The organism is Curtobacterium sp. MCPF17_051 (assembly GCF_003234595.1).
GTDB classification, from domain to species: Bacteria; Actinomycetota; Actinomycetes; order Actinomycetales; family Microbacteriaceae; genus Curtobacterium; species Curtobacterium flaccumfaciens.
This window is the reverse complement of sequence record NZ_QKSE01000023.1, coordinates 1-20,011: the sequence shown is the minus strand read 5'-3', so window position 1 is coordinate 20,011 and position 20,011 is coordinate 1. Positions and strand designations below refer to the sequence as shown.

Annotated in this window: 14 protein-coding genes and 1 rRNA gene; 3 read left to right on the top strand and 12 right to left on the bottom strand. The window is 71.5% G+C overall.

The annotated features are described in order from the left end of the window. Positions 1-4 precede the first annotated feature (4 nt). Both DEJ35_RS17410 and DEJ35_RS15535 read left to right on the top strand, forming a co-directional pair. Positions 5-1,207, top strand: coding sequence for a sensor histidine kinase (locus DEJ35_RS17410; protein ID WP_181435603.1), 1,203 nt, complete (start codon positions 5-7; stop codon positions 1,205-1,207). Continuing rightward, a complete protein-coding gene (locus tag DEJ35_RS15535) occupies positions 1,204-1,836 on the top strand; it encodes a response regulator transcription factor (protein ID WP_111193106.1) in 633 nt (210 codons plus the stop codon). Before DEJ35_RS17410 ends, DEJ35_RS15535 begins: the two co-directional genes overlap by 4 nt. Here DEJ35_RS15535 and DEJ35_RS15530 read toward each other — a convergent pair whose 3' ends face one another. The 8 genes from DEJ35_RS15530 to DEJ35_RS15495 form a co-directional block, all read right to left on the bottom strand. Then, on the bottom strand, positions 1,837-3,036 hold the full coding sequence (locus DEJ35_RS15530; protein WP_111193105.1) for a hypothetical protein: 1,200 nt from the start codon (positions 3,034-3,036) through the stop codon (positions 1,837-1,839). Then, positions 2,994-3,299 (bottom strand): hypothetical protein, encoded by a 306-nt coding sequence (locus DEJ35_RS15525; protein ID WP_111193104.1) that lies wholly within the window; start codon positions 3,297-3,299, stop codon positions 2,994-2,996. Before DEJ35_RS15525 ends, DEJ35_RS15530 begins: the two co-directional genes overlap by 43 nt. Before the next feature lie 265 nt (positions 3,300-3,564). Further along, entirely contained in the window at positions 3,565-5,658 is a 2,094-nt protein-coding gene (locus tag DEJ35_RS15520; protein WP_111193126.1) for a glycoside hydrolase family 36 protein, read from the bottom strand. Beyond that, the gene (locus DEJ35_RS15515; protein WP_111193103.1) at positions 5,655-6,548 is read right to left on the bottom strand and encodes an ABC transporter ATP-binding protein; all 894 of its coding nucleotides are present in this window, start codon (positions 6,546-6,548) and stop codon (positions 5,655-5,657) included. The genes DEJ35_RS15520 and DEJ35_RS15515 overlap by 4 nt, the downstream gene beginning before the upstream one ends. After that, the gene (locus DEJ35_RS17490) at positions 6,545-7,501 is read right to left on the bottom strand and encodes an ABC transporter ATP-binding protein (RefSeq protein WP_110895219.1); all 957 of its coding nucleotides are present in this window, start codon (positions 7,499-7,501) and stop codon (positions 6,545-6,547) included. Before DEJ35_RS17490 ends, DEJ35_RS15515 begins: the two co-directional genes overlap by 4 nt. Then, a complete protein-coding gene (locus tag DEJ35_RS17485) occupies positions 7,498-8,538 on the bottom strand; it encodes an ABC transporter permease (protein ID WP_110862799.1) in 1,041 nt (346 codons plus the stop codon). Before DEJ35_RS17485 ends, DEJ35_RS17490 begins: the two co-directional genes overlap by 4 nt. A 14-nt stretch (positions 8,539-8,552) precedes the next feature. Further along, positions 8,553-9,542 (bottom strand): ABC transporter permease, encoded by a 990-nt coding sequence (locus tag DEJ35_RS15500; protein ID WP_110862798.1) that lies wholly within the window; start codon positions 9,540-9,542, stop codon positions 8,553-8,555. Positions 9,543-9,576: 34 nt separating this feature from the next. After that, positions 9,577-11,262 (bottom strand): ABC transporter substrate-binding protein, encoded by a 1,686-nt coding sequence (locus tag DEJ35_RS15495; RefSeq protein ID WP_111193102.1) that lies wholly within the window; start codon positions 11,260-11,262, stop codon positions 9,577-9,579. A gap of 116 nt (positions 11,263-11,378) precedes the next feature. Between DEJ35_RS15495 and DEJ35_RS15490 the strand changes: the two genes are divergently transcribed. Next, on the top strand, positions 11,379-13,940 hold the full coding sequence (locus DEJ35_RS15490) for a glycoside hydrolase family 2 protein (protein WP_111193101.1): 2,562 nt from the start codon (positions 11,379-11,381) through the stop codon (positions 13,938-13,940). A 433-nt stretch (positions 13,941-14,373) separates the two neighbouring features. Here DEJ35_RS15490 and DEJ35_RS15485 read toward each other — a convergent pair whose 3' ends face one another. The 4 genes from DEJ35_RS15485 to rrf all read right to left on the bottom strand — a co-directional run. Next, positions 14,374-16,533 carry an alpha-galactosidase gene (locus DEJ35_RS15485; protein WP_258378509.1) on the bottom strand — a complete coding sequence of 720 codons (2,160 nt, stop codon included), beginning with the start codon at positions 16,531-16,533 and terminating at the stop codon, positions 14,374-14,376. Next, positions 16,530-18,545: a beta-galactosidase gene (locus tag DEJ35_RS15480; protein WP_111193100.1), complete on the bottom strand. Its 2,016-nt coding sequence runs from the start codon at positions 18,543-18,545 to the stop codon at positions 16,530-16,532. Before DEJ35_RS15480 ends, DEJ35_RS15485 begins: the two co-directional genes overlap by 4 nt. A gap of 105 nt (positions 18,546-18,650) precedes the next feature. Continuing rightward, positions 18,651-19,781, bottom strand: coding sequence for an ROK family transcriptional regulator (locus DEJ35_RS15475; protein WP_111193099.1), 1,131 nt, complete (start codon positions 19,779-19,781; stop codon positions 18,651-18,653). Positions 19,782-19,908: 127 nt separating this feature from the next. After that, a 5S ribosomal RNA gene (gene rrf / locus DEJ35_RS15470) occupies positions 19,909-20,011 on the bottom strand; the annotation flags it as partial.

Here is a 20,011-nt window from a genome sequence, read left to right as displayed (position 1 = left end):
GCAGATGAACGGCGAGACGTGGATGCGCAACCGGTGGTTGCACGTCTTCTTCGCGGGCACGATGCTCCTCACCGCGGTGATCACCGTGTTCGGGTGGTCTCCGTGGGGCGCCCGCTGGCCGGCGTTCACCGCGGTCGTGGTGCTCGTCGTCGCCTACGCCGTGTTCGGCCACCGCGGCTACGACAGCCCCCGTGACGCCGCGGCCTTCCTGCCGCTGGTCCTCGTCGCCGCCCTGGTGCTGCCCGCCGTCGTGCCGAGCACCGCGATCGTGCAGTGCATCGCGTTCCCGCTCGTCTGGGTGCAGTCCGAACGGGTCCGCACCGCCGTCCTGCTCTCGGTCGCGGTCGGCGTCGCGAGCGGCATCGGCCTGCAGGTCTCCGGCGGCCCGGACACGCTCGTCAACACCGTGCTCATCGAGGGCATCAGCGTGATCGGCGCCTGCGCGATGGGCGTGTGGATCTCGAGCGTCGCCGGCCTGTCCGAGGAGCGCCGCCAACTCCTCGACGAACTCCGCGCCACGCAGGACTCCCTTGCCGAGGCCCACCGCAGCGCGGGAGTCGCGAGCGAACGGGAGCGCCTGGCCCGCGAGATCCACGACACCGTCGCGCAGAACCTCGCCGGCATCGTCATGCTCACCGAACGTGCCCGCAAGGACCTGGCGAACGACCGCGGTGCCGCGCTCGAGGAACGGCTGGTGGTCCTCGAAGAGTCGGCACGAGCGGCGCTCGAGGACTCCCGTGCCCTCATCGCCGCCGGTGTCGCCGGTGCCACGAGCGGCAGCCTGGCCGGCGCCCTGCACCGCCTGGCCGAGCGGTACACCCGCGAGACCGGCACACCCGTTGCCGTCGACGCGACCGACAGCCCGCTCGACCGCGACGCCCAGGTCGTGCTGCTCCGGGTCGTCCAGGAGTCCCTCGCGAACATCCGTGCCCACGCCGATGCCGGCTCCGTGCGCATCGTCCTGCAGCACGCGCGCGAACGCGTCGGCGTCCGCGTGACCGACGACGGCGTCGGCTTCGACACCGGCGTCCCCACGGCCGGGCACGGTCTCCGGGGTCTCTACGAACGGTTGGCGCTGTCCGGCGGTGCCTGCACGATCACGAGCACCCCGGGCCGGGGAACCGTCGTCGACGCGAGCCTGCCCACCGGACCCGAGCCGAGCCTCCAGGCCGTCGGTCGTCAGCCCGTGGCAGAGGTGACCCCGTGATCCGCGTCGTGGTCGCCGACGACCACCCGATCGTCCGGTCGGGCATCGTGGCCCTGCTGCAGGACGCCGACGACGTCGAGGTCGTCGGCCAGGCCAGTGACGGCCGCGCCGCGGTGACGGTGGCACTGGCCGAACGCCCCGACGTCGTGCTCATGGACCTCCGGATGCCCGTGCTCGACGGCGATGCGGCGACGGCGGAGATCCTCACCGCTGAACCCGGCGTCCGCGTCCTGATCCTGACCACGTACGAGTCCGACGACCAGATCCTCGCCGCCATCGAGGCCGGCGCCACCGGCTACCTGCTCAAGGCCGCCCCGGAGTCCGAGATCCTCGCCGGCGTCCGGGCGACGGCACGGGGCGAGACGGCGCTCGCGCCCTCCGCGGCCGCAGCGCTCGTCCGCCGAGCGACGGGCGCCCTTCCGGCCGCCGCCGGCCCGAGCCTGACCCCGCGCGAGCTCGACGTCCTGCGCCTCGTCGCCCAGGGCAACAGCAACCCGGCGATCGGCCGCGCCCTGTTCCTCAGCGAGGCCACGGTGAAGACGCACCTCGGCCACGTGTTCGAGAAGCTCGGCGTGAACGACCGCACCCGTGCCGTGACCCGGGCGATGGAGCTCCAGCTCCTCCCCTGATCAGCGCTGCTGCCGGGCGCCGTCGGTGAGACCAACGAAAGCGTTCACTCCCTCGACAGCACCCCGAACGACCACCGCGGTGCGCTCCGGACGCAGGGTGATCGTTCCGTCACCGCTCTCCCTCGTCAACGCACCCACACCCGGAACGAGCAGCCCGTGGACGCCCTTCCCGGCCTGGTGGCTCCAGCCGTTCACGGACCGCCACCGCGGTGCGGCCCAGGCGCGCTGGAACCACTCGACGTCGCTGGGGCACGGACCGGAGCGGTCCTCGTACTGCGCCGTCGTGATCGTCACCGGCTCGCCGACACCGACCGAGTCGACGGGATCGACGTCGAGCCACCGGAGCAGGTGTGCCACGAGGGAGCCTGGACGAACGACACCGAGCGACTCCGAACCGTCCTCGTGGCCGACACGCACGACGCACTTCTGGCCCTGCATCCAGCACGCCCAGCTCAGTGGCGGAGCGTCGCTCGCGGGGTCGCTCGACTCGACGACGAGCAGCGCATCGTGATCGACCACCGGGCTGACGAGTTCGTCGCCCTTGTCGGTGAGGCCGCCGAACCGCCCGACGAACCCGAGCTCTCGCGCGACGACCCCGGGGCCCGAGCGTCGCGCCGCTGCGGGCACCAGGCCGCGGTCGCGGAACCGCACGAGCTGGTCGAGCACCCCGTCCGGAGTGCGCCACGGCAGGGTCGGCCCCGGGCCGGCGGCTGCGGCGAGCGCTGCGTTCCCGGCCGGCGGCTCGTCGAGGGGACGGCGCCACCGCGAGTTGAGCAGCCCGTCGACGACCGCGCCGGCTCCAGGCCAGTCACGGGCGGAGCACTGGACCGCGATCCGGACCCGCAGTTCGCGGAGGAACCGGAGATCACGGATGACGACGTCGTCCGGTTCGGGCAGGGCGACGAGGACCCGGTCGTCCGTGGATTCGAGGACCAGGGCGTCCGGTCGGTCCCGAAGTCGCCGGACGACCTCCGCCGTCGGATCACCGGAGAAGGACCGCACGTCGATGGACACCGCGTGGTCGTCGCGCTCAAGCCGGATGCCCGGTTCGACCGGACGGGCCGTCCACCCTTCCGGCACCTCGAACACGAGACCGTCGACGATGGCCAGTGCATCCCAGCGGACGTCAGGCCAGGGGTCCCACGGCACGTGCCGGCTCATCGGCGAGCCGCCCGTCGCGACCACCGCGGTGTCGCCCACCGAGCCCCGCCGAACAGCAACCACATCCCGAGCACGCCGCACAGCACGAACGCCACCATCAGGACGAGGGCGAGCACCACAGGCCCGTTGAAGCAGAACGCCGCGACGCCCTCGCAGGCGAGCTCCAGCCCGAGCCAGAACAAGCCGAAGGGCATCGACGGTGTACTCCGCCGCATCCACGACCGCCAGAGTCCGGCGTACGCCAGTCCGCCGAGACCGACGAACACCCCGCCGATCGCGATCAGCCAGATCGGTGCACTCACGCTCGACTCCCCCCGGTTCTCCGCAACTCCCCTCCTCTGATCCTACGGCGCTGTGCACGAGCGGGGATCCCGTCCTGCGGCACTCCTGACGGTTCTGGTTCACGATCCCCGGGGATCCTGAACCAGAACCGTCACCGCGCGGACACGAACGCGCGTCCCCCGCGCCGTGGACGCGACCACCGACGAAACGGGAGGCACGGTGCCTGCCCGCACCGTGCCTCCCGTCCGCTCCAGCGCGCGCCCTGCCATCGCGACGCGCGCTCGCTCAGGCCTCCGCGTCCGCCTCCTGCGACCGGACGCGGAGCACCCGCGCTGTGGGGGTCGCCCCGCCGTTCGTGACCTCGAGCGAGCCCGAAGTGGCGTCCCACGCCACGGACCACGACCCGAGTGCCGTCGGGAACAGCGGCTCGACGACCACCGCCTGCCCGGTGAACGCCGGCAGCGGCAACGACACCGACGCCGACGCACCGGGCAGCGACCACACCGACAGGTACAGGTCGCCCGAGGCGGCGTGCAGGCCGAGTGCGATCCACGGGTCCTCCCAGGCGGGCAGCCCGAGGGGCCAGACCGGCACTGCGGACTCGACGACGTCCAGGACCTGCCGGTGCGCAGCGATGGCGTCACCGACCACCGCACGCTGCGACGACGACATCTCGTTGAGGTACCCGGACAGGTACATGCGTCCGAGCACCCCGCTCACGAGCGACAGCGTGAACAGCTCCGGCTCCATCGTCGGCGCCGGGTACGCCCAGTTCCCCGCCTGCTCGGGCAGCATCGCGGCGGGAGCAGCGGCGGCGATCGTGGCGGACAGCAACGGGTCCTGCTGGTCCGACGTCGACTGCATGTGCAGCCGGGACAGCATGGCCCAGTCGGCGCGCATCGCTCCCGAGGCGCAGTTCTCGATGAGCAGTGCCGGGTACCGCTCCTGCACGGCGTCGAGCCAGTCGAGCAGCGCCCGCTGGTGGTCGAGCGTCCCGGCGAACGGCCCGGTCATCGTGTTGTTGTCCATCTTGAAGAACGTCACGCCGAGTTCCCCGACGAGTCGGTCGACGACCGAGTCGAGGTGCGCGCGGGCCTCCGGCGAGCGCAGGTCGAGCAGGTGCCGCCCGTGCTCCGCGACCCGGACCCCGTGGTGCTCGACGAACGCGGACGACGGCAGGGTCGAGGCCAGCGGTGAGTGGATGCCGATGACCTCGGGTTCGAGCCAGAGGCCGGCCTGCATGCCGCGCGCTCGGATGTGGTCGATGACGGCCCCGAGCCCGGTCGGGAACCGCGACGCCGCTTCCTCCCACGCTCCGACGCTGTCCCACCAGTGCCCCTCGGCGTACCAGCCGGCGTCGATGCAGAACAGGTCCGCTCCGGCGTCGGCGGCCGCGTCGATGAGCGGCAGGAGCTTCTCGGTGGTCGGGTCCCCCATGAGCGTGTTCATGTAGTCGTTGAACACCAGGGGCAGGGCACGGTCGGCCTCCCGCACGTGCCGGAACGCCCGACGCTGCCGGGTGAGCACCGCGAAGGCGTCGTCGATCGACGCGGCGATCCCGACGGACACCGGCACCGAGGTGAACGGCTGCTCGGGCGTGACGACGGTGGTCCACTGGTGTTCCTGGTCGGTCGGCCCGCTCAGCAGCACGTACGCGTGCCGCCGGGTCTCCCCGAGCTCGTACAGCCACGGCCCGTTGTGCTCGACCTGCCAGACGAGCGTGTACTCGTCCGCCCGCAGCACGCCGATCGGCAGCGCCTCGCCGGTCGACCACGAGCCGCGGTTCTGCACGACGGCGCGGCTGCGGGGCGGGTGGTGCTGGGCCTCTCGGTCGATCGCCGCGAGCCCGATCGACCGCAGCGGATCGGTCCGCCAACGGCTCTCCGCTGCCCAGTCGTTGTCCGCGTGGACGAGGGCGAGCTCGTCGACGGTGGCGCCCGAGTCGGTCAGGAACGCCCCGGTCGCGAACGACGACACGGAGTCCACGATGTGCTCGCCGTGCTCGGCCGACACCTCGGTCCACGTCTGGAACGCGGGCACGCCGGCGCGCGCCCGGAACACCGACTCGGCCTGGAGGCCCGTGGCCGCGTCCGCCTGCACGATCCGGAACCACAGGTCGGTCCCGTCGTCGTGCACGTGGTGCGACACGGGTCGCAGTCTCGCCCCGATCGTGGAGTCGACGTGCCGGAACCCGCCCGGGAACCGCCCGTGCCCGACGGTCGTCAGCTCGACGAGCGGCTGCGGGTCGTCCGGCCCGTCGGCGAGCACCCCGCCGCTCGCGACGAACGACACGAGCGCCGCGGGCTGGTCCGCGCCGACCCGGAACCGCGCCGAGAACCCGTCGGTGACCCAGTCGACGAACGTCGGCCGGTCGCTCATCGCGCCCCGACCGGTGCGGGCTCGCTCCACACCCAGGCCCCGACCGTGTGGTCGTAGCAGGTGGTGTTGTCGATCTTCGTCCGGTCGAGCGGCGGCCCCGCGGTGATCCGACGCTCGGTGCGCTCCGGGTCGGGGGCGGCCTCGGCGAGCAGCCGGGTGTAGTCGTGGTGCGGGTCGAGGATGACGGCGTCCGACGGCCCGCGCTCGACGACCCGGCCGCGGTAGAGCACCAGGATCTCGTCGGAGAAGTGCCGCGCGGTCGCCAGGTCGTGCGTGATGTAGAGCACGGCGAGGTGGTCCTCGCGCTGCAGTCGCCCGAGCAGGTTGAGCACGCTCAGCCGGATCGAGACGTCGAGCATCGACACCGGTTCGTCGGCGATGAGCACCTGCGCGCCCGGAGCGAGTGCGCGGGCGATGGCGACGCGCTGCCGCTGCCCGCCGGAGAGCTCGTGCGGCCGCCGCGACGCGAAGTCCTCGTCGAGGTTCACCCGGCCGAGCAGTTCCCGCACCTTGTCGGCGGTCTCGTCGGCGCCGCGCGCCCGGTGGTGCAGCTGCAGCGGTCGGGCGATGTGGTGCTCGATCGAGTGGAACGGGTTGAGCGAGGCGAACGGGTCCTGGAACACCATCTGCACGTGCCGCCGGTACATGCTGCCCTCGACGGGGGTGCCGTCCTCGAGCCGCACGTCGATCGAGCCGCGCGTCCTGGTCTCGAGCTTGGCGAGCATCCGCGCGATGGTGGACTTGCCCGAACCGGACTCCCCCACGAGCGCGACGGTCCGGCCGGGCAGCAGGTCGAACGACACGTCGTCGACGGCCCGCAGGGTGGTGCGCTTCAGGCCCTTGCGGGTGTGGAAGTCCTTGCCGAGGTGGCTGACGGTCACACTGGTCATCGGTCCGTCTCCTGTGCTGCCTGGACCACGACGGCCCGGGTGTCGGTCTCGGGTTCGGCGCCGTCCTCGACCCCGGTGCGGATGAACGCGCCGCGGGCTCCGGACAGGCTCGGGAACGACTGCAGCAGCTTCCGCGTGTACGGGTGCTGCGGGTCGTGCTGGATCACGCTGGCACGGTCGCACTCGACGACCTCGCCGCGGAGCATGATCGCGATCCGGTCGCTGATCTCGAGCAGCAGCGGCAGGTCGTGCGTGATGAACACGACGGCGAACCCGAGCTCGTCGCGCAGCCGGACGATCTCGCGCAGGATCTCCCGCTGCACCACGACGTCGAGCGCGGTGGTCGGCTCGTCCATGATCATGATCTGCGGTTCGAGCAGCATCGCCATCGCGATCATAACGCGCTGCCGCATGCCGCCGGACAGCTCGTGCGGGTACGCGGTGATGCGGGACGGGTCGACGCCGACGCGGCGCAGGGCGTCCTCGGCGATGGCCCGACGTTCCCTGCGCGGCAGGCCCTTGCGGTGTTCGACCAGGGCGTCGTCGAGCTGGGCGCGGATCGTGGTGACCGGGTTGAGCGCGTTCATCGCCCCTTGGAACACCATCGAGAGCTTCGACCAGCGCACGGCACGGAGCTGCTCGTGCGGAAGCCCGAGCAGGTCGACGTCGGTGCCGTCCCGGTCGTGGAACGTGATGCTGCCGGACGCGACCTTCGCCGGCGGCCGGTGCAGCCGGGTGATGGCGTAGGCCAGGGTCGTCTTGCCGCAGCCGGACTCCCCCGCCAGCCCGAGGATCTCGCCGGGCGCCAGGGTGAGCGAGACGTCCTTCACGGCGTGCACGGGGTGCTCGGTCTCGTAGACGACGTCGAGGTGGTCGATCGTCAGCACGGCCGGGCGACGACCGTCGCCCGTGGCGTCGGAGGTGACCGGTCGTGCGGTGTCGGTGGCGCTCATCGGGCGACCCCCTTCGTGTCGTGACCGGCGGTGGCGACGCGGGCCGGGCCTCCCGAGCGAGCCGCACGCTTCGCACGACGGTCACGCCGTCGCTGCGCACGCACGTTCGCGAGTCGCGGGTTGATGACCTCGTCGATCGAGAAGTTCACCAGGGACAGGCCCATGCCGAGCAGGGCGATGAGCAGGCCCGGCGGCACGAACCACCACCAGGCGCCGTTCGCCAACGCGAAGCCGTTCTGGGCGTAGAAGAGCATCGTGCCGAGCGTCGACGAGTTCGACGCTCCGAGCCCGAGGAACGACAGCCCCGCTTCCCCGAGGATCGCGGCGATCACCGCGAACACGAACTGCGACGCGAGCACCGGCAGCAGGTTCGGCAGGATCTCGACGGCGATGACCCGCCAGGGCCGTTCGCCGGCGACCCGGGCGGCGGAGACGTAGTCGCGGTTGCGGATCGACATCGTCTGCGCCCGCAGCACCCGGGCGGACCCGGCCCACGACGTGATCGCCAGGACGACGGCGATGGTCCAGAGCCCGCGGGCCTCACGCGGCACCAGGCCGGAGATGACGATGACGAGCGGCAGGCCGGGGATGACGAGGAACACGTTCGAGAACAGCGAGAACGCCTCGTCCATGATCCCGCCCAGGTAGGCGCCGAGGATCCCGAAGAACGCGGACAGCACCGTGGCGAGGACGCCGACGATGAGCCCGATCTGCAGGCTGCCCCGGGTGGCGAAGGCGAGCTGGGCCAGGACGTCCTGACCGGTCTGGGTGGTGCCGAGGACGTTCTCGCCGCTCGGTCCCTGCAGCCCGGTGTCGCGGATGGTGGTCGGGTCGCCGACGAGCAGCGGTCCGATCACCCCGAACAGCGTGACGCCGGCGACGAGCGCGATGCCCGTGACGAGCCACGGGGTGAGGGTGGGGAGGAACCTGCGGATGCCGCCCTTCGACGCGCGCCGGGTGGCGATCGACGTGGTGCTGTCGGCCTCCTCGGTCAGTGCGCCGATGGTGGGCTCGGTCTCCTGCTGGATGTTGGTCATGGTCGTCTCCTCCCCTAGCTCCGTGCCCGCGTGCGCGGGTCGATCAGTCCGTACAGCAGGTCGACGACGAGGTTCGCGCCGAGGACCGCCAGGGTGATGAACAGGAAGATGCCCTGCATCAGCGCGTAGTCGTTGTTCGTCACGGCGGACAGCAGCTTCGACCCGATGCCCGGGTACGAGAACACCTGCTCGGTGACGACGGAGCCGGACACGATGAACCCGAGGGAGATCGCGAATCCGGCGACGGAGGGCAGCACGGCGTTGCGGGCGGCGTAGTTCCGCAGGATCTTGCCGTCCGACAGACCCTTCGCCTGCGCGGTGGTGATGTAGTCCTCGGACAGCGTCGACACCATCATGTTGCGCATGCCGAGCAGCCAGCCCCCGAGCGACGCGAGCACGATCGTCACGGCCGGCAGCACCCCGTACTTGATCGCCGAGGCGATGAAGTCCCAGTTGAACCCGGGGGTCAGGATGACGTCGTAGCCGCCCTGCGCCGGGAACAGGTGGATCCCGGTGGCGAAGAAGTACACCAGGATCAGCGCGAGCCAGAAGTACGGCACCGCGGCGAGCAGGGTGGTGGCCGGCACGAACGAGTCGAGCCAGGTGCCCGGCCGCCAGCCGACGAAGGCCCCGAGGCCGACGCCGATGATCGCGGCCAGGATCGTGGCGATCCCGACCAGCGCGATGGTCCACGGCAGCGAGCTGCCGATCACCTCGGTGACGGGTGCCGGGAAGTAGCTGACGGACACCCCGAGGTCACCGCGGAACACGTTGACCAGGTAGTGGCCGTACTGGGAGATGAGCGGCTCCGAGGAATCGCCACCGAGGAGCAGCTCGTACGCCTCCCGGGTCGCCGGGGTCACCTGCCCGCCGCGCTGCTGGAGCTTGGCGAGCAGGATGTCCACCGGGTTGCCGGGCAGGAGCCTGGGGATGATGAAGTTCAGCGTCAGGGCCGCCCACAGTGCGACGACGTAGAAGCCGATCTTGCGCAGGAAGTAGGTCATCGTCGAGTGCCCCTCGGTCGCGATCCCATCGGTGTCAGCCCTTCGCCGGCTTGAGCGCCTTGAAGATCTCGGCGTTGTCCGGGCTCGCCCAGACCGCCGGGAACGCGTACAGGTCGTCCTCCGTCGGCCAGCCGGTGAACTTCGCCGCGTGGAACTCGCTCGTCGTGCCGCCGGTCATCACGGGGATGTAGGGCAGGTCCTCGACGATGTGCTCCTGGATCGTGTCGAGCTCGGGCTGCGTCGCCGCGGTGTCCTCGGGGTTGATCGTGGCGAGCTTCGCGATGGCCTCGTCGACGTCGGGGTTGCTGTACCGCGAGATGTTCATCGGGGCTGCTTCACCGACCTTCGCGGTGTTCGCCGTCGTGAAGTAGTTGTTGTACAGGTAGTACGGGTTCGCCGTCGGGCCCTGGCCGAGCGAGTCGATCGCGAGCTCGAAGTTGCCCTTGGTCTTCTTGTCGGTCCACTCGTTCCACGACGACTGCTGCGCCTTGAGCTCGATGCCAGCGGCCTTGAGCTGCTGCGTCATGGTGTCGATGGCGGTGATGTAGTCGGTCCAGCCGGTGACGACCTCGACCGTCAGGGACAGCTTCTTGCCGTCCTTGGCGTAGATGCCGTCGGCGCCCTTCGCGTAGCCCGCGTCCTCGAGCGCCGATGCCGCTGCGTCGGTGTCGGGGGTCTCCGGCATGACGGCCGGTTCGATGTCCTTCGAGATGGTGTCCTTCTGCGTCGTGGTGAGCGCGAAGGTCGGCGAGATCTCGCTCGCGGTGTTCTCGAACGCCAGCGAGTTGAGCTGCTTGCGGTTGATGGCGTCGGCGATGGCGTGGCGGACGGCCGGGTCGGTCTGCGGGCCGGCGCAGCCCAGGTCGGTGTTCGCGCAGGTCAGCAGGGCCATCTGGTTCTGGCCGACGGTGATGCCGTCGTAGCCGTTGTAGTTGGCGGGGATGTCGTCCATGTTCGGCACCGGGCCGGTCTGCCAGTCGATCGACCCCTGCTTCAGTGCGTCGGCGCCGGCGGTGTTGCCGGAGAGCGACAGGTAGCGGATGGTCTTCACGGCCGGGGCGCCGTCCCAGTACTTCTTGTTCGCCTCGAGGGTGAACGCCTGCGCCTTGAAGGTGCCGAGCGCGTACGGGCCGGTGCCGACGGGTTCGCGCACGACGTCGGTGGTCGGGTCGATGTCCTTCCACAGGTGCTCGGGCACGATCCAGGTCTTGCCGAGCAGGTTCGGGCCGAGTACGAAAGACGGCTTGTCGAACGAGACGACCACCTTGTCGTCGCCGTCGGCCTTGGCGGTGCCGTCGTAGCCGATCGAGTTCAGGGCCTTCTGCTTCTTGAGCATGTCGAGCGTGAACACGACGTCCTTCGAGGTGAAGGGCTCGCCGTCGCTCCAGGTGGCTCCGTCGCGCAGCGTGATCGTGAGCTGCGTGCCGTCGTCGTTCCACTCGTAGGACTTGCCGAGCAGCGGCTTCGGGTCCTTCGTGTTGACGTTGGTGATGAAGAAGAGCGACTCGTAGATCGTGCCGACGCCGCCGATGTTGGACGGCGACCACGGGTTGAAGTTGATCTGGTAGTCGCCGGACTGGCCGGTGTACGCCACCAGGGTCGAGGCAGCGGCGTCGTTCGTGCTGGCGCTGCCGCTGGAGCTGCAGCCGCTGAGCGCGAGGCCGGCTGCGAGGAGAACGGCGCCGCCGATGGCGAGCCGTGAACGGGTTGGGTTGAACATCGTTGTCCTCTCGGTCTGCGTCGTCGCAGAGTCCACGTTGTGAGCGTGATTGTTACACGCGTAAACTAAGGCGGTCAAGGGGTCGGGTCACGGCCCCGTAACGATGAGGAGACGCAATGGAGCGGACCACCCTGGACGGCACGTGGACCCTCGAGGCGGTGACCGGGCCCGAGCAGTCGGCGGAGCACCGCGAACCGATCGCGGCGCAGGTCCCCGGCTGCGTGCACACCGACCTGCTGCGCGCGGGCCGGATCCCCGACCCGTTCGACGGCGACGGCGAGGCCGCCACCCAGTGGATCGGCGACACGGTCTGGCGCTACCGCCGCACCTTCGACTGGGCAGCGCCCGACGAGACCCGCCACGACCTCGTCGCCGAGGGCCTCGACACCCTCGCCACGATCGCGCTCAACGGCATCGTCGTCGCGACCACCGCCAACCAGCACCGCTCGTACCGGTTCCCCGTCGGGCACCTGCTCCGCCCGGGCACGAACGAGCTCGTCGTCACCTTCGACGCGCCCGTCCCCGCCGCCGAGCGCCTGTCCGCCCTGCACGGCGGCGAGCTGCCGCACGTCAACCACCACCCCTACAACGCGCTCCGCAAGAACGCGTCGAACTTCGGGTGGGACTGGGGCGTCGACGTCGCCACGAGCGGCATCTGGAAGTCGATCGGCATCGAGTCCTGGAGCGGCGTCCGCATCGCGGCCGTCCGCCCGCTCGTCGACCTCGACGGCACCACCGGTGTGCTGACGGCCCACGTCGACGTCGAGCACGCCGGCTCCACCGGCTCCTTCTCGCAGGCGATCGGCAGCGCGCCCGTCGCGTCCGCGGACGGTTCCGCGGGCACCGGCCTGGAGGCCCGGATCACCCTGGCCCCGCACCCCGCGTCCGCAGGGCGCCCGGGTTCCGACACCGAGCCTCCCGTCCGTCCCGTCGGTACCACCGACCGGGTGGTCGGCGCGCGCCCTGTCGTGGACGGCGCAGCGACCGTCCGCCTCGAGGTCCCCGACGTCGCCGTCTGGTGGCCCCGCGGCGAGGGCGACCAGCCGCTGTACGACGTCCGGGTCGAGGTCGGCGACGACGTCTGGACCGGCCGCGTGGGCTTCCGCACGGTCACGCTCGACACCGCGGCCGACGCCGGCGGTGCGCCGTTCCTGCTCCGCGTGAACGGCCGTCCGGTCATGGTGCGCGGGGCGAACTGGATCCCCGACCACGCCTACCTGACCGAGATGACACCCGCCCGGTACGCGGACCGGATCCAGGACGCGATCGACGCGAACATGAACCTGCTCCGCATCTGGGGCGGCGGAATCTACGAGTCCGACGACCTGTACGACCGGTGCGACGAGCTCGGCGTCCTGGTGTGGCAGGACTTCCTGTTCGCCTGTGCCGCCTACGCCGAGGAGCCCTGGCTCGCCGACGAGGTCGAGCCCGAGGTCCGCGAGGCCGTCACCCGCCTCAGCCCGCACCCCTCGCTCGTGGTGTGGAACGGCAACAACGAGAACCTCGTCGCCTACGCCGAGTGGGGCTGGCGGCCGTCGCTCGTCGGCCGGACCTGGGGCAACGGCTACTACCGTTCCCTGCTGCCGTCGGTCGTCGCCGAGCTCGACCCGACCCGGCCGTACACGCCGGGCAGCCCGTTCTCGTTCGACGAGTACCTGACGCCGAACGACCAGCGGAACGGCAGCGTGCACATCTGGGACGTCTGGAACCGCCTCGACTACCGCGCCTATGCCGACTGGGAGCCGCGGTTCGTGGCGGAGTTCGGGTTCCAGGGCCCGCCGGCGTGGTCGACCCTGACCGCAGTGGTGCACGACGAGCCCCTCGACCCGGACGGCCACGAGATGCTCGTGCACCAGAAGGCCGACCAGGGCAACCGGAAGCTCGCCGACGGCATGCGCGGCCACCTGCCCTCGCCGACGAACATCGAGGACTGGCACTTCGCCGCACAGCTCAACCAGGCGCACGCGATCCGCTTCGGCATGGAGTGGTTCCGCTCCCGCACGCCCGACAACACCGGCATGATCGTCTGGCAGCTCAACGACGACTGGCCCGTGGTGTCCTGGGCCCTCGTCGACCACGCCGGCATCCGGAAGCCCGTCTGGTACGCCGTCCGGCAGGCCTACCAGCCCGTGCTGCTCACCGTGCAGCCGTCGTCCGGGGGCGAGGGCGGTCTCGACGTCGTCCTCGTCAACGCGTCCGGGGCGTCGGTCGCCGACGAGGTCACGGTCTCCCGCGTCGCCTTCGACGGCACCGTGCTCGAGTCGTCGTCGTTCATGCTCGCAGCCGCCCCCGCCGATGCCGCCCGAGTCCAGCTGCCGTCGTCGCTCGCGGTGCCCGGCGACAGCGGTACCGAGGTCCTCGTCGTCACGGGAGCCGGCACCCGCACGGTGCACGACTTCGCCGAGGTCGTCGACCAGGCGCTCGAGCCCGCACCGCTGCAGACCGTCGTGACCCCGACGGCCGACGGCGCGACGGTGACCGTCACGGCGACGGCGTACGCACGCGACGTCTCGCTGTTCCCCGACCGCGTGGATGCGGCCGCCCGCGTCGACGACGGCCTGGTGTCCCTGCTCCCCGGCGAGTCGGTGACCTTCACGGTGACGGGTGTGCCGGGCGTCGCGACGGAGGCCCTCGTCCACCCGCTCGTCCTCCGCCACGCGGGTTCGCTCCTACCCTGACCCGGTGCGGCGCCCTGACGGTTCCGGTTCACGATCCCCCGGGCTCGCGAACCGGAACCGTCACCCCCGCCCGCTCTCCTCGCCCCCCATCCCGCGAGCGGGCGAAACACCCGGGTCAGCCACCGCCGTCACCCCGGCATTCCGCCCGCTCGCCCACCGCCCACGAGCCCACCACCCACGACGAACGGGCGAAACACCCGGGACACCCACCGCCGTCACCCCAGCATTCCGCCCGCTCGCCCACCGCCCACGACGAACGGGCGAAACACCCGAGTCACCCACCGCCGTCACCCCGGCATTCCGCCCGCTCGCTCACCGCCCACGACGAACGGGCGAAACACCCGAGTCACCCACCGCCGTCACCCCGGCATTCCGCCCGCTCGCCCACCGCCCGCTCGCGCCGGACAGCAGCGGACCGCGCGGCTGGCGGCGCTCAGTCGAGCGCGCTGAGCTCCAGCACGATCGCGGTCGCGGGCGCGAGCAGCGGGAGCCGTGCGCCGACGTCCTCGAACACGGCGCCGGTCAGTTCCAGGTGCCCGCGCACGATCCACTCCGGCGGCACCATGTCGAGCCCGTGCGGCACAGCGAGCCCGGACACCGGAGCGAGCCGGTAGCGCCGCGACCGGTCGAGTCCACGGAACCGGAGCGGCACCGGCAACGACCTCGGCCCCGTCTCCGTCCGTGCCACCCGCACCAGCGCCCGCGACCGGTCGACGGCCACCACCGACGTCGCCACCGTCCCCGGGTCCCCGAGGTCCAGGTGCCGCACCCGCCCGGAGTGCAGCAGCCCGCGTTCCCGGCGGTACAGCGCTGTCCAGGCCCGGAGCCGGTCGAGCTCCTCGGGCGACAGCTTCGTGATGTCGGTCTCGATGCCGGCCGAACCGAACAGCGACACCGCCATCCGGAAGTCCAGGTCGAGGTGCCGGCCAGTGGTGTGCGAGATCTCCGGCCCGACGTGCGAGCCGATCAGCTCGAGCGGCAGCAGCGCCTCGGTCCAGCGCTGGATCGGCAGTCGCTCGAAGGCGTCGTTCGAGTCCGACGGCCACACGCGGTCGGTGCGCTCGAGCACGCCGAGGTCGATCCGGGCACCGCCGCTCGCGCACGCCTCGATCTCGAGCCACGGGTGCCGCGCACGCAGCTCGTCCATCAACGCGTAGACGCCGCGGGTGTGCGCGTCGATGCCAGCTCGACCCGCGTGCACCGCGTGCACGATGTCGCGGTTCTGGTCCCACTTCACGAAGTCGACGTGGTGCTCACCGATCACACGGGACATGCTCTCGAGCACGTGGTGCCGGGCCAGCGGGTTCGCCATGTCGAGCACGTACTGGTTCCGCCACGTCCGCACGTCGTCCTCGGGGCGCTGCAGCATCCACTCGGGGTGCGCCGCGGCGAGCTCGGACACCGGGCTCACCATCTCGGGCTCGAACCACAGCCCGAACTCCATGCCAAGCGCACGCACCCGGTCGACGAGCGGCGCCAGCCCGTCCGGCCACACCGTCGGGTCGACCCGCCAGTCCCCCAGGGACGTCGAATCCGACCGCCGGCCGAGGAACCACCCGTCGTCGAGCACGAACCGCTCGACCCCGATGTCCGCCGCGGTCTCGGCCAATGCCACCAGGGGCTCGAGCTCCTGCCGGAAGTAGACGGCCTCCCACGTGTTCAGCACCACGGGCCGGGGCCGTCGCGGGTGCCCCGGGCGACTCCGCAGCGAATCGTGCAGGCGGTCGGACAGCCCGTCGATCCCGGTGTCGCTCCACACGAACACGGCGTCGGGGGCGGTGAACGACTCCCCCTCGACGAGTACGACCTCGCCCGCGCGCAGCAGTTCCCCGGCGCCGAGCAGCGGCCGCGCCTCGGCGAGCTGGTCGTACCGGTACACGGAGTCCGCGCTCCAGGCCAGGTGCACCGCCCACAGCTCGCCCTCGGCATCCGAGAACCCGGGCGTCCCGAGCACGAGCAACGTCGGCGAATCGTGGCCCGTGCGCCCGCGACGGCTCTCGCGTGCGTGGCTCCCGGCGGTCGCGGCCCGGCGCTGCGGTGTGCGCTCACGGGTCCACCGTCCGCCCAGGTCGAGCACCTCGGTGATCCGCTCCCCCACGGGCAGCGTCGCCTCGAGCGCCTGCAGGTGCACGGGCTCGGCGTGCGTGTTCGTCACCGTGTGCCGCACCCGCAGCACCCCCGCGGTGTCGAGCGCGAACTCGCTCCGGAGCGCCAACGGGTCCGACTCGGCGGTCACGACGATCCGCCGGTCATCCGCCAGGACGATCACGTCACGCCACCGCGGCACCAGCGGCATCCCGTCCACGTGCCCGGCGATCCCCGGCCGCCCCTCCCACCCGTCGCGCTCGGTCGGCAGCACCGTGAGCGGCCACCGCGCGTCGAGCGCACTCGGTCCGAGCGGCCGGCCGAGTGCAAGCAGCAGGTCGGCCGTGTCGTCCGGCGCGACGGGCCCGACGTCCCGACCCCAGTGCAGGACCTCGGGCAGGCCGTCCGCCGCGGATGCCAGCACCAGCGACACCCCGGCGGACCGCAGCACGTGCACGCGTCGATCGCCTGCACCGACGGCTGTCGACTCGCGCTCCACGACGGTCACGAGACCCGCTCCTCGCGCAGCACGCGGACGCGTCCGGCCGGCACGACGGTGTCCGGCCCGTGGCCGGACCCGTCGAGCAGGTCCGTCCCGGACGCGACGACCGTGACGTCGTCAGCACGGTGGTTGACGAGGAACAGGAAGGCGGAACCGTCGTCGCCGACGCGACGCACCGCCTCCAGGCCGGGAGGCCCGGTGACCGTCCGCAGGATCCCCCGCTGGGCGATCACCCCGTCCACGAGCCGTTGGATGCTGTCGTCCGCGAGCATCGCAGACACGTACCAGGCGCCGCCGCCGACGGCGCGGCGCGTGACGGCGGGCCGGCCCGCGAGCGGGCCGTCGGTGTACCGGAGCACGGACTCGGCGTCCTCGAGCACGACCGCTTCGGCCCAGTCGGTGACGACCTCACCGTCGTCGAGGGTCCAGCGCTCGTCGCGCTGCAGCGGGGTGAACTCCTCGCTCCAGGCGCCGAGCACCTGGCGGAACGCTCCCGGGTACCCGCCGGTGCGGATGCGCGCGGTCTCGTCGGCGACGCCGGACAGGTAGGTGACGATCAGAGTGGCGCCGCGGTCCAGCACGCCGGACAACCGCGCGGCGGTCGCGTCGTCGACGACGAGCATCGTCGGCACGACGACCACGTCGTAGCCGTCCAGGTCGGCGTCGGCGGGGACCACGTCGGTGAGCACCTGCCGGTCGTGGAACGCGCGGTGCCAGGCGCGGAGCTCCCGGCCGTAACGGAGACCCCGGTGCGGCTTGAGGCCCGACTGCACGGCCCACCCGGAGGCCTCGTCGACGACGATCGCGACCCGGGCCGGCTGGACTCGGGTGCCCTGCACGGGTGCGAGGTCCTGCAGCGCCCGGCCGAGGGCGAGCACCTCGCGCCAGATGCGCGTGCGGGTGCCGGCGTGCGGGAGCATCGCGGAGTGGAACTGCTCGGCGCCCGCGGTGGAGGCCCGCCACTGGAAGAACATCGCCCCGTCGGAACCGTGCGCCACGTGCGCCAGGGCGTTCCGGACGAGCTCCGCGGGTTCCTTGGCGCGGTTGCGCTGCTGCCAGCTCGGGCCACCCGTCGAGTGCTCCATGAGCAGCCAGGGACGGCGATCCGCCGACATCCCGCGCATCCGGTCACCGGCCAGCGCGAGGTCCTGCTCGCGGCGAGCGTCGTCGACGAGCGTGTAGTGGTCGTTCGCGACGATCGCCACGTGCTTCGCCCACCCGGCGTAGTCGACGACCTGTGAGCCGGCTCCCACCATGAAGTTCGTGGTCACCGGCACGTCCGAGTGCTGCTCGATGACGGCCTTCTCGGCGTCGAACTGGCGGAGGAGGGCGTCGGAGGAGTACCGCTCGAAGTCCAGCGCGATCCCGGGGTTCGGCGCACCGCCGACCCCGCGCGGCGGCGAGACCTCGTCGAACGAGGTGTAGGTGTGCCCCCAGAAGGCCGTGCCCCAGGCGTCGTTCGCGGCCTCGACGTCGCCGTACTTCGCGACGAGCCAGTGACGGAAGTCCGCTGCCGACTCCTCGCAGTAGCACCGGCCGTTGCCGCCGCCGAGCTCGTTGCTCACGTGCCAGAGTCGCACCGCCGGGTGTCGGCCGTACCGCTCGGCCAGCGCGTCGACCATGCGGAGCGCGTGCTCCCGGAACAGCTCGGAGGCCGGGCACCACCCGAGTCGCCCACCGGGTCGTTCCCGCCGCTCCGTGGCGTCCACGGGCAGGATCTCCGGGTGTGCGGTCAGCAGCCAGTTCGGCGGGGCGGCGGTCGGCGTCGCGAGGTCCACCGCGATGCCGTGCGCGTGCAACAGCGCGAGCACGTCGTCGAGCCACTCCCACGTGAAGTCCCCCGGCGACCGCTCGAGCAGTGCCCACGAGAACACCCCGACGGTGACCAGGTTCACGCCGGCCTCTCGCATCAGGCGAACGTCCTCGAGCCAGGTCTCCCGGGGCCACTGCTCGGGGCTGTAGTCGCCGCCGAACGACAGGCCGTCGGTCGGCCACGGGACGGTGGGGGCAGCGGTCACGGCATCTCCTTCGATGGTGTGGACCGCTCAAGCCTCCCGTCTGCGCGCGCGTTTGTCAACGTGTGTAACTAACGCCTCCATACCTCTGCCTGGTCACTCAGCGGATCACTCCCCCAGCAGCCGGCGGATGGCGAGCACCGCCCCAGCGCGTGCCCACTCAGAGAACTCGAACGGCTGCACCTCCACCGTGACCGGCTCGTTGTACGGCGCCAGGGCGGCCCGCATCGACTCGTCGACGGTCGCCCGCGCCAGGTCGTACACGGGCAGCCCATCCCCCGTCAGCACGATCGCCGCGGGGTCGGCGATGTGCACCGCGGTGGCGAGCAGGACCCCGAGGGCGCGGCCGGCATCCTCGAACGCAGCGAGGGCTCCCTCGTCGCCGTCCCGCGCGAGCTCGACCACCTGGTCGTACGTCTTCCCCTCGTGCCCGGCGTTCCGCACGATGACCGGGCTCGGCAGGTAGCTCGAGGCGCACCCGGCGTGCCCGAGCCCGCAGTCCGGCCCACCGCCGAGGACCGGCAGGTGCCCGATCCGTCCCAGGCGCCCGTGCTCCCCGGTCGAGACCTGCCCGTTCGCGATCAGCCCGAGGCCGATGCCCTCACCGACGGTCACCAGCACCATCGATCCACGACCCGCGCCGGCGCCGAACCAGTGCTCCTTCGCCGTCAACGCGTGGACGTCGTTCGCTGTGAACGTGGCGATGCCCGTCCGCTCCTCGAGCATCTGGGCGAAGGGCACCTCGTGCCACCCGAGGAACACCGACCCGGCGACCACCGACTCCCCCTCGCGGACGATGACGTCACCGGGCAGCGAGACGCCGATCGCGCAGATCGCGGGGTGGGCCACCAGGAGTCGCTCCAGAACGGCCGTGATCTGCTCCGCGAGCGGCTCGGCGGCGGTGTCGTCGATGCCTTCTTCGTGCAGGGCGAGGACCCGTCCGCCCAGGTCCGTGACCGCGGCGTACAGGCGGTCCTTCGTGAGCTTGACGCCGAGGAACTCCCACTGCCCACTGCTCACCTGCAGGAGCTCCGACGGGCGACCTGTAGCACCTCGCACGTCCGTCCCCACCTCGACCACGAGGCGCTGCGACACCAGGATGCGCATGGCCCGGGTGAGACTCGCCCGTGAGAGCCCGAGTGACCGAGCGATCTCGGCACGGGAGAGCACCCCGTGGATGAGGATCTCCCGCAGCGCCAATCGGGAGCCGTCGGGCAGGGCCGGCCAGGCTTCGGTCATCGTTCCTCCGTCGTCGGCTGATCCTACGGCCTGTCCAGGCCCCGGCGACAAGGACCCAGAACGGGCCGCAAATGCAGAAAACCCCTGACCACGAATGGTCAGGGGTTCCCTGGTTCTTCTACGTTAAGTCCGGCGGCGTCCTACTCTCCCACAAGGTCCCCCTTGCAGTACCATCGGCGCTGAGAGGCTTAGCTTCCGGGTTCGGAATGTGACCGGGCGTTTCCCTCTCG